Source organism: Paenibacillus caseinilyticus, assembly GCF_027533645.1.
Taxonomy (GTDB): domain Bacteria; phylum Bacillota; class Bacilli; order Paenibacillales; family NBRC-103111; genus Paenibacillus_G; species Paenibacillus_G caseinilyticus.
Genome location: NZ_JAQAGY010000014.1, coordinates 1 through 12,153, shown reverse-complemented (window position 1 = coordinate 12,153; position 12,153 = coordinate 1). Strand labels below are relative to the sequence as shown.

Sequence of the window (12,153 nt, the reverse complement as noted above, 5' to 3'; positions counted from 1 at the left end):
ATGAAGCTGAAGATACCGGATATCCGTTAGACGCTGGTGTAAGCTGCGCCCGATTAGCTGCTATAATCGTCACTATACTCTTCACTATAATCATCACTATAATCGTCACTATAATCATCACTATAATTGTCACTAAAATCGTTCCCAAAATCATTCCCAAAATCGTTACCAATATCGCTCCAGGCAAATATGCCGAGGCTAAAGATAAGAACAAGTATAAGAATATAAAGTACCATGAAGATAGACGCCATGATCAAACTTGCTCTAGCATAGTTCTTTTTGTTGATATTCGTATTATCTCCGAATGCCCATACGAACAGCATAACGATATTTACGATAGGTATCGCCATAAGTACAATAGCAAGCATCCAGTTCTTCACTGTCATAGGCTTGTCTTTAGGGTCGGAATAAACCCAATTACCATTACCTTGTGGTACCATGTTATTTCCGTACGCTTGGTTAGTTTCGTATCCACCGTTCATTAAGCCGTCATTCCTCCAAGGTTATCTAGTAGTCATACGCTCTTTCGAGTTTCATCGAACGAATCCTTAAACAACAAAAAAAGCCCCCTCCTATTCTTGATGTCTCGCACGTCTGCTTGGTTGCCTTATAACTGCATTTTGATATAATATCGAACAAATATTCCTATTACAAGGGACTTTTTTACCAATTATTTAACAAAGAAGGGATGTAATGCATTGTCCGATTCGAGGAAATGGATAGTCAACGCCCAGAAGAAGTCTCTGGTCTCGAGCATCGACTTGGGACCATTGCAGTGACGGCGGTAATAACGATGGAATAATTTAATCCAAGGCGACGCCAGGTTTCGGTTGTCTTCGGCCGGATGCCGATCCATGGTTCAGGCAGGATGGTACCGTCCCGCTTCTTCAAGTTCAAGTAGGTTAAGCCTTCTCTGCCAGTCAGACCATGCACAATTCGTGCTTGCTTGCCCTTATCCTGCGGAATACTCGATTGAATGCCTCCTATCAAGTGAACTAGCTTTTGGCTCGCTTCTAGTTCCTGCTCGATGTAGTTGACAAGCTGTGGAATATGACTTTCATCGGTCACAAAAATCTTCATCAGCAGTTCGCATTACGGACTCCCCGGGTGTCTGGGCTAGCCAAGAATCCAGCTGCCCACAGCCTTTCTCGGTCACGCCATACACGATTTTGCGCCTGCCCGTCTCGTTCTCCTCCACGATCGCCACAGCTCCTTCTTGTTCCAACTGCTGCGTGCTCTTATGGATATGGCCATTGGGTTTGCTTTTTGAAAAATCGGGGCACCTTCGATCTAGCTTGTCGGTCCCCTTCCCAGGAACATAGTACCCCCCTAAGCCCAACCCTCCCCCTGCTACTTGGCTGCCGTTTCGGATCACTAGAAAAGACTCCCCCTTTAAGCGTTCTTGTCGCTTCTAAGGAGCGGGGCGCGCAGGATCATGCTCGGAGATGCAAAGTAACGCTGAAGCAGCGGACATTTAATGCATGCAAACAAGTTTATTGATAACAAGTTTTGGTTTCATATTATTCGGCACGCTACAGGTCAACTTAAATTTTGTTTACATATTATTTATTATGTAATCAATATTTCTGCAAACATTCTGCTTGGCCCTCTCTTCCAACACTGACTCCCTGTTGTCAGCAGCAGGGATATACAATAGAGGTATAACTACACTCAAGAACCGAATTCGAGGAGGAAAAAGAAATGACGGGCAATAGCTCTCTGTTACGCGGTCTCAGTACGATCAGTTTTTGGGCGGAAGATCTGGCGGCCGCGAAGAAGTGGTACACCGATCTCCTCGGCATCCCCCCATACTTCGAACGCCCGGGATATGCCGAGTTTCGTCTGGGGGACTACCAGCACGAGCTGGGTCTGATCGACAGCCGGTACGCCCCGGCCCGTTCGGCTGCCGGTCCGGGCGGTGCCATCGTGTACTGGCATGTCGACGATACCGCTGCCGCTTACGCAAGGCTGCTATCCTTGGGGGCAGCAGAGTACGAACCCCCGACTGAACGCGGCGGTGGATTCGTCACGGCTTCCGTGACCGATCCCTTCGGGAACATTCTGGGAGTCATGTACAATCCACACTATGTGGAGATGCTGGGGGTGTCCCGCAGGGAGTGAACAGTGCCTTACGGGCATGCTGCTCCTGCGCTCACTACCGACCGTATATCCAAAACCGGAACACAACCATTCGAGGGATGGATCTGCAGGCCAGAAGCGTCACACGGACCACAATCCCATATTCGGGGCGCCCCCTATCCGTTCATGCGGGTGTATCGAACGGACAGGGGGCCATCCCATACTCACCCCCTGCCCGCTTTGTCGTACTCCATGGACTTTGCCCCCCGTATCCCTTCGCCTATCCCAGCGAACCCCAAAGAGGCTCTGCCTTCCACCGGAGATTCCGGCGGAAGGCAGAGCCCCTTATCGTGAACAGCCCCTCCAAAGGAGCCGTATGGACCAACGCGGCCGCATCCGCCTCATCCCCGAAGGAAGAAGGCGCCGATGCCGAGGGCAATGAGGATACCCCAGACCGCATTCAGCTGCAGATACTGGACCAGGATGAAGAAGCCCGCCGCAATGACGAACGGCAGGAAGGACACCGGTCCGGCCGTCGATTGGAACGCCTATTTGGCGAAGTCATAGGCGAGCATCGCCATCATAACGAAGATGACCGGCTGGATCCCGCGGATCATGCCCCTGATATACGGATTGCCCTCGAGCTTTAGCATCACGCCGGCGAGCGCGATCATGAGCAGCGCCGTAGGAAGGACGACCGCCGCCAGCGCGACGGCCCCGCCCGGCCAGCCGGCGACCTTGTAGCCGATATACGCGGCGAGTTTCGTAGCGATAGGCCCGGGAAGCGCATTGCCGAACGCCAGTGCTCGGCCGAACTCCGTCGTGTCCATCCACTGGTTGCGGCTCACCACCTGGTCTTCGTACAGCGGGATAATCGAAGGCCCGCCGCCATATCCCAACAGCGTAGCCGTACCGAAGGAGAAAAACAATTTCCAAAGCGTTGCCAACATGAAAAGTACCGTCCTTTGCTCTTAGTTGCGCGAATCCTGCTGTCGGACGGATACGCTACCATCCAATCGCCGCACCGTCTCCGCGAGGATCCGCCGCTCCAGTCCGCAGACCGCCAGGATCGATCCGGATTCCCTGCGCCTGACCCATGATCCCGTCCCAGGCCGGGAAGAGCTGGACCTGGTGGCCCCAAGCCTGGAGCCGCTCCGCAGCGGCGCCGAGTCCCCGGTCTTCGATGCGCAGCATATCGCTGTCCTCCCCCCAGGTCCGCCCGTATACCCAGCGCGGCAGATCTACCGCTTCCTGGATCGTACAGCCGTAATCGACGACGCCCGTGATAAGGGAAAGCGTGGTCTGGGGCTGTCCTTCTCCCCCCTGGGTACCCATGAGCAGCGCCGGGACGCCGTCCTTCAGCATCATACCCGGCATCAGCGTGTGGAAGGTCCGCTTGCCCGGCTGCAGCGCGTTCACATGCGTCTCCTCGAGCGAGAAGAACGAGCCCCGGTTCTGCAGAATGATCCCCGTGCCTTGGGGCATATACGCCGAACCAAAGTCAAAATACAAGCTTTGGATAAATGATACCGCATTGCCTGCTTCATCCACAACTGCCGCATAGGCAGTGTCCTGTCCGGAAGCCGGCGAGAGGTACGGCGCGGCCGCCGGCGGATCCAGATCTGCGGCCAGCATCCGCGCATACTCCTTGCTGAGCAGCCGTTCGAGCGGGATCGCCGAGAACGCCGGATCCGTGAGGTACCGGTCGCGGTCGCGGAATGCCCGCTTCACGACCTCCGCGGCGAGATGGTAGAACTCGGCCGTGTTCCGGGAGATGCCGGACAGCCCGATAGCCTCGAGCATGTTCAGCATCATCAGCACCGAGAAGCCCTGCGAATTCGGCGGCATCTGCAGCACGTCGTAGCCCCGGTAGGTGGTCCTCACCGGCTCGACCCAGGTGCTCCGATGGGCGGCAAAATCTTCGGGCACGAGCAGCCCGCCGTCCCTCTGCAATCCTTCGGTCATCCCCTTCATGAGGGAACCGGTATAGAAAGCATCCCTCCCTTCCGTCTGCAGCGTGCGCAGAGCGGCGGCCAGGTCCGGCTGGACGAGCCGTTCCCCTTCGCGCAGCAGCCGGCCTTGGTGCAAGAACAGGGAGCACAGTCCCGCATCCTGCCGCAGCCAGCTTTCGTCGCGCACCATCCAACGGTGGAGATCCCGCGATACCGGGAACCCCTCCTCGGCATAGCGGCGGGCGGGCTCCAGCACGGCGGCCCAAGGAAGTCGTCCGCCGCGCTGCCACACCTCCCACCAGGCGTCGGCCATGCCCGGTACGGTGACGGCGCTGAGCGGGCCGCGGTGCGGTATGGAGAACAGCCCGCGGCGCGAGTAGGCGTCAATCGAGGCTTCCCGTCCCGCCCGGCCGCTGCCGTTCAAACCCTCTACCTTGCCGGAGGCGGCGTCAAAGATCAGGAAGAAGGCGTCTCCGCCGAGTCCTGTCATATGCGGGTAGACGACGCCGAGAGCGGCGCTTACCGCAACCGACGCATCGTAAGCGCTGCCGCCCTGCTCCAGGATCGACGAGCCGACGGAGGAAGCCAAATAATGCGGCGATGTCACCATGGCGCGGTAGCCTGCCGGCATTGCATTACGCATAAGACGCCTCCTTCCGGTATACGTCGAGGGCGGCCTGCACGCCTTCACCGCGGGCTACGCTTACGCCGTGTCGGATCAGTACGGCCTCGAGCGCGCCCAGCACATGCAGCACGTTCTTCTGCCGGGCGGAGAAGCCCATTGTGCCGATTCTCCATATTTTCCCTTTCAAGGGGCCGAACGAGGAGGCGATCTCGATCCCGAAATCCTCGAGCAGCATGGACCGGACCGATTCGCCGTTCACGCCGTCCGGCACAGGAATGCAGGTGACGACAGGCAGCTTGCAGGCCGGATTGCCGTACAAGGGAAGTCCCATCGCCCGGACACCGGCGATCAGCGCCTGTTCGTTGCGGCGGTGCCGCTCGAACCGGGCCTCCAGCCCTTCCTCGAGCAGAATGCGCAGTCCTTCCCGGAGCGCATACAGCATCGAGGTCGCCTCCGTGTGATGGTTCAGCCGGGCCGGCCCCCAGTAATCCTGCAGCTGCGCTAAGTCAAAATAATTGCTGCGGATGACATGTCCGGCAGGCTCCTCGGAGGGGGCCGCGGCCAGGCCCGGATCGCGAAGGCCGCGTTCGATGCGCTTGCGGCGCTGGACCTTCTCCTCCACCCGCCCGTTGTAGGTGATCGGCGCAAGTCCCGAGGGCACCGAGAGGCACTTCTGCGTACCGCCCATCACGGCGTCGAGCTTCCACTCGTCCGTCTCCACCGGCGTCCCACCGATGGTCGCTACCGCATCGACGACGAGCAGGATATCGAGCTCCCGGCATGCCTCCCCGATCTCCTTCAGCGGCTGCATGCACCCGGTCGAGGTTTCGCCGTGCACCAGGGCCACGATGCGCGGCCGGTGCTGGCGCAGGTGAGCGATGACTTCTTCGGGATCGAAGACGCTTCCCCACTCTTTCTCGAGGAACGATACCTCCGCCCCGCACCGCTCGGCAATCTCCATGAGCAGGTAGCCGAAGCGGCCGTACACCGGCACGAATACCGTATCGCCGGGCTCGATGAGACTCGTCAGCACCGCCTCGATCCCCGAGCGGGAGGTGCCGTCCACCGGGAAGGCCCACGGGTTGCCTGTAGCGAACAGGCTCCGCAGCATTTCCATCGTTTCGTTCATGAGACCGGTGAATTCGGGATCGAACTGGCCGAGAATCGGATAAGACATCGCCCGCAGCACGCGGGGATCGACTTCGACGGGACCAGGCGTCATGATGGTGCGGAGCGAGGGTGACAGGTCACCGTACGTTTTCATGGGAATCCCCCTTCTCTTCGTATGCGAGCGAATACAGCATATTACACAGCACAGCCGCTCCGCGCGCAAGCTCATCTGCCGAGGTGTACTCCTCGGGCGAATGCGAGATGCCGTCCCTGCACGGGACGAACACCATCGCTGCGGGACAACTCCCGCTGAATACCTGGGCATCGTGGCCCGCGCCGCTGTACATCCGGCGGCTCCGCAGCCCAAGACCCCTCGCCTCTTCCTCGATAGAGACGCATAAGGCGCCGTCCATCGGCGCAGGCGGGACGTTCATCCACTGCCTGCCGGCGAACTCCAGTCCTCTCGCCCCGGCAATCTCCCGAAACACGGCAACCACTTCGTCGCAGAACGCCTGCAGCGTATCCCCATCTGGATGCCGCGCATCCAGTGTGAACTCCGCCGTTCCCGGGATCACGTTCGAGAGCCCCGGATCCGCGCTGATCGAGCCGGCTGTAGCCACCATCCCTTCCCCGTAAGCGAGGGCCATCCGCTCCGCCGCGCCGATCATCTCGCAGGCGCCCGCCAGCGCATCCCGTCGCAGCCGCATCGGCGTGGTGCCGGCATGATTCGCTTCCCCTTTCACTATGAACGTCCAGCGCTGCTGACCGGCAATACCGAGCACGACGCCGAGGTCGAGACGCTCCTTCTCCAGCACGGCGCCCTGCTCGATATGCAGCTCCACGAAGGCGCCGATGTCGCTCCGCCGGGCGCTACGGTGCGTGCCCGGCCCGAATCCGGCGGCGTTCATCGCCTCGCCCAGCGTGACCCCCTCCCGGTCGGCTGCCGGGGGCGGGGCATCCGCGGCATAGCGGCCGGTAATGCAGCCCGAGCCCCAATAGGTCAGCGGGAACCGGCTGCCCTCCTCTTCGCACAGCGAGACGGCTTCGAGCGTGCGCTTCGGCTGCCCGCAGCGGCGCTGCAGCAGCTCTAGGGCCGCAATGGCGGCGGCAATCCCCGCCGCACCGTCATACAGGCCGCCGCTGGCGACCGTATCGATATGCGAGCCAGTCAGGATCACCTTCGCCTCCGGCCCCTCCCCGGAACCTTGCAGACGACCATAGAGGCTGCCGGTCTCGTCGTAATACGCCGACAGGCCAGCCCCTTCCATCTCCCTGCAGACCGCAGACTGGGCCTGCTGCCAAGCATCGCTGTACAAATAACGCGTATACCCTCCATGCGGATCCGCCCCGCACTGCCCGAAAGCTGCGAGCAGGCCGCCGATCCGCACAGCCAGTTCCTTCATCTGCTGAGGTCCGGCAGGCCGCCAAGCTCGGGCTCCCGTCTCCGCTTCCGGCTGAAATTGGACCATAGTCTGTCCCTCCCGCCCTGGTTGTGGTTGATATGTCCATCCTATCGCATTGCCTTCCGGAAGGGAATGGGATTCAGGCAATCTTATCTGCACTAGGCCGTCTCCCCGGCGCTGAGGTCACGGGCAGCAGCCGTTTCGGCAGCCCCCGGCTGGCCGGAAGGCTGCACCGGCCTGCTTCGTACACCACGGTCCCCCGCACGAGCGTAGCCGCTACCCGGCAGCCGAACGTTCTCCCCGCATAAGGACTCTGGCGGTGGCGGTCTAGGAGCAGCTCTTCCGTCAGCGTATAGCCGCGCCCAAGCTCGAGCAGGACCAGATCGGCATCCAGCCCAGCGGATATCCTCCCTTTGCGGGCATGAAGTCCGAAGCGGCGGGCCGGGCCCTCCGAGAGCACGCCGGCGATCCGCTCCAGCGGGATGCCCCGCTTCAGATGGCCTTCGTCGACCAGCAGCTCGAGCGAGCTCTGCGCCCCGGAGATGCCGCCCCATACCTCGAACCAGTTCGTAGACCGTTTCATCTCCGGCGGGCAGGGGGAATGATCGGAGGCGACCAGGTCGATCGCACCGTCCTCCAGCGCCTTCCATAACCCCTCCCGTTCGGCCGGCCCCCGCAGCGGGGGAGCGCACTTCGCCGTCTTGCCGATCGCCTCCATCTCCTCTGCTCCGAGCACCAAGTAATGAGGACACGTCTCTGCCGTCACATCCAACCCCCGGTGCTTGGCGTCTCTGATCAGCGAGAGCGCTTCAGGCGACGAGATGTGGACAAAATGCAGCGCGCATCCCGTCTCCCCTGCATAGAACAAGGCTCTTGCGACTGCCTCCGTCTCGGCCACGACCGGGCGCGACTGCGCATAATCCAGCGCTCCCGTCCTGCCCTCGCCGATCGCTCTGGCGGCGAGGACCGAGACGATATTCTCGCTCTCCGCATGCAGCGCCAGCACGCCGCCGAGCGCCGCGATCTCGCGCATGCCCTCCAGCAGGGTGAGATCGTCCGCTCGCGCGAAGACCTCCTCCCCTTCGCCTCCCGGCTCCGACATGAACGCCTTGAAGCCGATGCATCCGGCCTCCTGCAGTTCCCTAAGCCTCGGAAGGCTGCCCGGGACCAGGCCGCCCCACAGCGCGTAATCCGTATAAGACCGGCCTTCGGCTGCCGTCAGCTTGGCGTGCAGCGCCTCCAAGCTGACCGTCGGCGGCACGCCGTTCAGCGGCATGTCGATATAGGCGGTACAGCCCCCGGCCGCCAGCGCCGCCGAGCCGGTCGCGAACCCTTCCCAAGCCCCGAGCCCCGGCTCGTTCAGATGCACGTGGGCATCAATCATGCCGGGCAGGACCACCCTGCCGGCGGCCTCCAGCCGGCTCGCAGCCTCCGCATTCTCCAGGCTGTCCGCGATAACCGCGATCCGCCCGTTCTTCACGCCGATATCCGCGCGTCTCACTCCATCCGCTAACACCACCTGACCGCCCTCGACGATCAGATCCAAGTCCATCCGATCCAAGTCCTTCAGATGCAGCTTCCCGCCCATTGAATCCCCCCATATCCCCGGCCCCGCCAGGGGTCCTCAGATCCGCATCCGCATGACTACTTAGAGTGCGTTAGGCAAGTGCGGCGGCCCGGTCCCGGCAGGACACCAGCCGCCCCTTCCTCAGCCCTGGCTAACTGCCCCGGTACGTACTGTATCCCCCGGGAGCGGCCAGCAGCGGCACATGGTAGTGCGACTGCGGATCCTCGATGCCGAAGCGGATCGGCACCTCATCCAGGAACGGAAACTCTGCGTCGGAGCGGGTCTGCCCCTGACGCCGGAAGTAGGCGCCGGCATGGAACAGCAGCTCGTACTGCCCTGTCTGCAGCGCCCCGCCGGCCAGCAGCGGCGCATCCAGTCTCCCGTCCCCGTTGGTCTCGGCGGCTTGGAGAAACTCCCAGGAACCGTCCTCCCTCTGCCGTCTCAGCTCCACCTTCATCCCCCCGGCAGGCCGCCCGCAGGAGACGTCGAGCACGTGGGTCGTCAGCTTCCCGCCGCTCATGATGCGGAAGTTCCCGCAGGGTCAGCTTCCGGCATCTCCTGCCCTACTGCCGCTTCCCCGCCGGCCGGGCCTGCGGCGGCCAAGTCCGCCCGGGTCATCGAGAAGCCCTGGAAGCCGTACGGCGGTCGCGGCTCGGTATAGACGCGGGCATCGGAGCCTGCGATGGATTCCACCACCGTCTCCCATGTGCGGTTATTGGATTCAAAGCGCACCTCGGCGAGCTGCGGAAACCGCTGAAGGATCCGCAGGCCGATCCTGTAGATGAGATGCTGGATCGACGGGGAGTTCGCTTCATGAAACACCGTGTGTGCCATATCCCGGATCTGTTCCGAGGCGGCATACCGGCCGTTCTTCGGATCAATGGCATCCATTGCATCGGCATAGGTCCAGCCGATATTCAGCCAGATGAAGAGCGGGCGGTCGCTCGTCTCGGGCAGCGTCGTATATTCATCGCGGATGAACCCGGCGAAGGCGCTGCCTTTGACCTTGATGAGCTGCAGGCCGGTCAGCATGCTCTCCTGCTCTACGACGCTAGCGGTGCCGTCCTTCCCCCGTTCCACGACCAGGGCTGCGGAGGCGTGGTCATTGTGGGACCGGCGGAATACAAGGCCGCTCTCCCTCCAGCCCCCGTCCGGCGACGCTACGTTGACACCGTCGAACGGCAGGCGGTCCGCTTCCATCTCCACCGTGGTGATGTGGGCATACTGATTCAGGAAGATTCCGGCAATATGGTGAAGGAACCCTTCTACCGTGCTTCCCTCGAAGTCGGCGGCATGCCGCTGGATCAGATTCTTCATTGAATCGGTGGCCACGACCATCGAATTATCCCCTTCGGTGAACGAGGCGAGGAACGCCTCCCCCTTGACCGCAATGCGGACGTTCATCGCGAGGATGACATTGCCGTCTCCGCCAAAAGGCGATTCAGGAATCGGCGTGACCTCCGTGAGCGGTTCGGCGAATGTACGGTAGACGAGCACGTCCCCTTTTCCGTAATACATCGTGCGGCTGCCGGTACTTGGCTTCTTCATTGCTGTTCCTCCTCTTGGCCTCCAGGGACCTGTCCCTATATGTCTTCAGCAGCCCGGCCCTACTCCGGGACTCCGGCCTCCCGCTCCGTATCCTCAATCGTATCCAGAAGCCGGAAGCGGGCGATCCGCGCCACTTCCCGCAGTGCCGTCTCGAGCTCATCTTCCGGCCCATTCCCTTGCCGCTCCTTCATGGACGACAGAATGGACTGCTTGTTATGCCCCCGGACAGCAAGGATGAACGGAAAGCCGAACCGGCGCGTATATGCGGTATTGCATGCGGTGAACTCCGCATACTCTTGCGCAGTCAGCTCGGTAAGCCCCGCCCCCTGCTGCTCCCGAACGGATGAATCCGTCATCTGCAGCCGCCCAGCAAGATCGGGGTGCGCCCTCAGCAGCTCCAGCTGCTCCTCCCGGGAAGCCCGCTGGACCACACCGGCCATACAGCGATGCAGTCCCTCTACCGAGGCGAACGGAGCAGAACCATAGGCTCGGACCGCCACCCAGGGCGAATGCTCGAATACCCATCCGATGCTCTGCACGAAGTCATCGAGAGACATTTCATTGATCTCCGGCAGCGTGTACGCCTTCGTCATTCCCGCATTCCCTCCTTTCGTGCCGGCCGGTTCTCTGCGGGATTCCGCTCCCGTCCCCGGCTGCCAGCTGTCCTATCGTTCCATACAGGGTTGCCATACCTATTCCCCGGAACATCATGATCCCACCGTCCTCGCTTGACTCGCGGCCCCTGTCTGCCCCGGATCTAAAAAGCCGGTGTGAACCGCGGCCATATCGAAGCTCCGCAACTCCAGAAGCGCCTCGGCGGGACGAATTCCGCCACGCTCCAGCATCACGCGCCTTCTCTCCGCGAAGTCGGCCGAATGGCCGAGCTCTTCGAATGCACCCGTCAAGAAAGCTTCCCCGATCAGCGTATCGGCTAGCGTATTCCGTCAGGTGCGGACTTGGCCCTTCCACAGCCCCGACCGGGAGAACGACGAGCGCCTCCTCCTTGGGAATAGCCTCCACCTCCACCCTGGGAGCAGGGGGGCAGGAAAAAGGGAATCCCAAGTGGGGACTGCCTTTCTGCCCAATGGCACGCGCTATCGCCTCCAGTTGTTCCCATTGTAGGGAACCGCGTCCCCTGGGTCTATAGAATCAGCGGTGTTTTGTAAAGTTATATAACATGGCATGCCCCTTTTGTGCTCCGTGCACTTATTGAAACCGGGCCATGTATAAACCGCGAAATTCGTTCCATAATATGCAAGTGATGAAAGAGGCACCTTCCAACAAATATGGAAGCAGCGCCTGACTCGAACTCCCGGGGGTGCAGACAATTGGCAAAGATTTTGGTAGTGGACGACGCGGCTTTCATGCGTATGACATTGAAGGACATTTTGACAAAGGGCGGCCATGAAGTCATAGGGGAAGCGGAGAACGGTGCGATCGCGATCGATAAATTCGACGAGCTCAAGCCTGACCTGGTAACAATGGATATTACAATGCCGATCATGGAAGGCATCGACGCGCTGAAAGGCATCAAAGCAAAGCATCCCGCCGCGAAAGTCATCATGTGCTCCGCGATGGGCCAGCAGCATATGGTCGTTCAAGCCGTTTCGGCAGGGGCGAAGGATTTTATCGTCAAGCCGTTCAATCCCGAGCGCGTGCTGGAAGCTGTGAACAAAGCGGTAACCTAAGCAAGGACCCAGTCAAAAGCAAGGGACGAACCGCACAGAACAGAAGAGGCCGGAAGCAGCGAGGCCACTGAAAAAGTCCGTCCTATAAAAAAGCACAGCACTTCAAGAAAATTGAAGTGGCTGTGCTTTTTTTGACGTATAATTGAGTCATCACGAAAAGTGGGTGAGACGGATGATCCAA

Annotated in this window: 15 protein-coding genes; 3 read left to right on the top strand and 12 right to left on the bottom strand. The window is 60.6% G+C overall.

What is annotated here, in order from left to right; genetic code table 11:
* Positions 1–53: 53 nt before the first annotated feature.
* Together O9H32_RS19830 and O9H32_RS19825 are read right to left on the bottom strand one after the other, a co-directional pair.
* Positions 54–482, bottom strand: coding sequence for a hypothetical protein (locus tag O9H32_RS19830; RefSeq protein ID WP_269867866.1), 429 nt, complete (start codon positions 480–482; stop codon positions 54–56).
* Between the two features lie 241 nt (positions 483–723).
* Positions 724–1,080, bottom strand: coding sequence for a hypothetical protein (locus O9H32_RS19825; RefSeq protein WP_269867865.1), 357 nt, complete (start codon positions 1,078–1,080; stop codon positions 724–726).
* 621 nt (positions 1,081–1,701) lie between these two features.
* Between O9H32_RS19825 and O9H32_RS19820 the strand changes: the two genes are divergently transcribed.
* The gene (locus O9H32_RS19820; RefSeq protein ID WP_269867864.1) at positions 1,702–2,121 is read left to right on the top strand and encodes a VOC family protein; all 420 of its coding nucleotides are present in this window, start codon (positions 1,702–1,704) and stop codon (positions 2,119–2,121) included.
* Between the two features lie 359 nt (positions 2,122–2,480).
* Here the strand turns inward: O9H32_RS19820 and O9H32_RS19815 are convergent, their stop codons facing one another.
* The 9 genes from O9H32_RS19815 to uraD form a co-directional block, all read right to left on the bottom strand.
* Positions 2,481–2,603 (bottom strand): hypothetical protein, encoded by a 123-nt coding sequence (locus tag O9H32_RS19815; RefSeq protein ID WP_269867863.1) that lies wholly within the window; start codon positions 2,601–2,603, stop codon positions 2,481–2,483.
* A gap of 24 nt (positions 2,604–2,627) precedes the next feature.
* Positions 2,628–3,029 (bottom strand): chromate transporter, encoded by a 402-nt coding sequence (locus tag O9H32_RS19810; protein ID WP_269867862.1) that lies wholly within the window; start codon positions 3,027–3,029, stop codon positions 2,628–2,630.
* A gap of 55 nt (positions 3,030–3,084) precedes the next feature.
* Entirely contained in the window at positions 3,085–4,674 is a 1,590-nt protein-coding gene (ggt, locus tag O9H32_RS19805; RefSeq protein ID WP_269867861.1) for a gamma-glutamyltransferase, read from the bottom strand.
* Complete coding sequence (locus O9H32_RS19800; RefSeq protein ID WP_269867860.1) at positions 4,667–5,920, bottom strand: pyridoxal-phosphate-dependent aminotransferase family protein; 1,254 nt, start codon at positions 5,918–5,920, stop codon at positions 4,667–4,669. The genes ggt and O9H32_RS19800 overlap by 8 nt, the downstream gene beginning before the upstream one ends.
* On the bottom strand, positions 5,904–7,235 hold the full coding sequence (locus O9H32_RS19795) for a Zn-dependent hydrolase (RefSeq protein WP_269867859.1): 1,332 nt from the start codon (positions 7,233–7,235) through the stop codon (positions 5,904–5,906). Before O9H32_RS19795 ends, O9H32_RS19800 begins: the two co-directional genes overlap by 17 nt.
* Positions 7,236–7,308: 73 nt before the next feature.
* The gene (locus O9H32_RS19790) at positions 7,309–8,757 is read right to left on the bottom strand and encodes an allantoinase (protein WP_269867858.1); all 1,449 of its coding nucleotides are present in this window, start codon (positions 8,755–8,757) and stop codon (positions 7,309–7,311) included.
* A 130-nt stretch (positions 8,758–8,887) separates the two neighbouring features.
* Positions 8,888–9,256, bottom strand: a complete 369-nt coding sequence (gene uraH / locus O9H32_RS19785) for a hydroxyisourate hydrolase (RefSeq protein WP_269867857.1) — start codon at positions 9,254–9,256, stop codon at positions 8,888–8,890.
* Complete coding sequence (gene pucL / locus O9H32_RS19780) at positions 9,253–10,284, bottom strand: factor-independent urate hydroxylase (protein ID WP_269867856.1); 1,032 nt, start codon at positions 10,282–10,284, stop codon at positions 9,253–9,255. Before pucL ends, uraH begins: the two co-directional genes overlap by 4 nt.
* 59 nt (positions 10,285–10,343) lie before the next feature.
* On the bottom strand, positions 10,344–10,877 hold the full coding sequence (gene uraD, locus O9H32_RS19775; protein ID WP_269867855.1) for a 2-oxo-4-hydroxy-4-carboxy-5-ureidoimidazoline decarboxylase: 534 nt from the start codon (positions 10,875–10,877) through the stop codon (positions 10,344–10,346).
* A 177-nt stretch (positions 10,878–11,054) separates the two neighbouring features.
* Here uraD and O9H32_RS19770 point away from each other — a divergent pair, with 177 nt between their 5' ends.
* The gene (locus O9H32_RS19770; protein ID WP_269867854.1) at positions 11,055–11,219 is read left to right on the top strand and encodes a hypothetical protein; all 165 of its coding nucleotides are present in this window, start codon (positions 11,055–11,057) and stop codon (positions 11,217–11,219) included.
* Positions 11,220–11,612: 393 nt separating this feature from the next.
* A complete protein-coding gene (locus O9H32_RS19765; protein ID WP_269867853.1) occupies positions 11,613–11,972 on the top strand; it encodes a response regulator in 360 nt (119 codons plus the stop codon).
* Here the strand turns inward: O9H32_RS19765 and O9H32_RS19760 are convergent.
* Positions 11,969–12,153 (bottom strand): hypothetical protein (locus O9H32_RS19760; protein ID WP_269867852.1); only part of this gene is annotated, 185 nt, incomplete at its 5' end. The two genes, O9H32_RS19765 and O9H32_RS19760, sit on opposite strands and share 4 nt — an antisense overlap.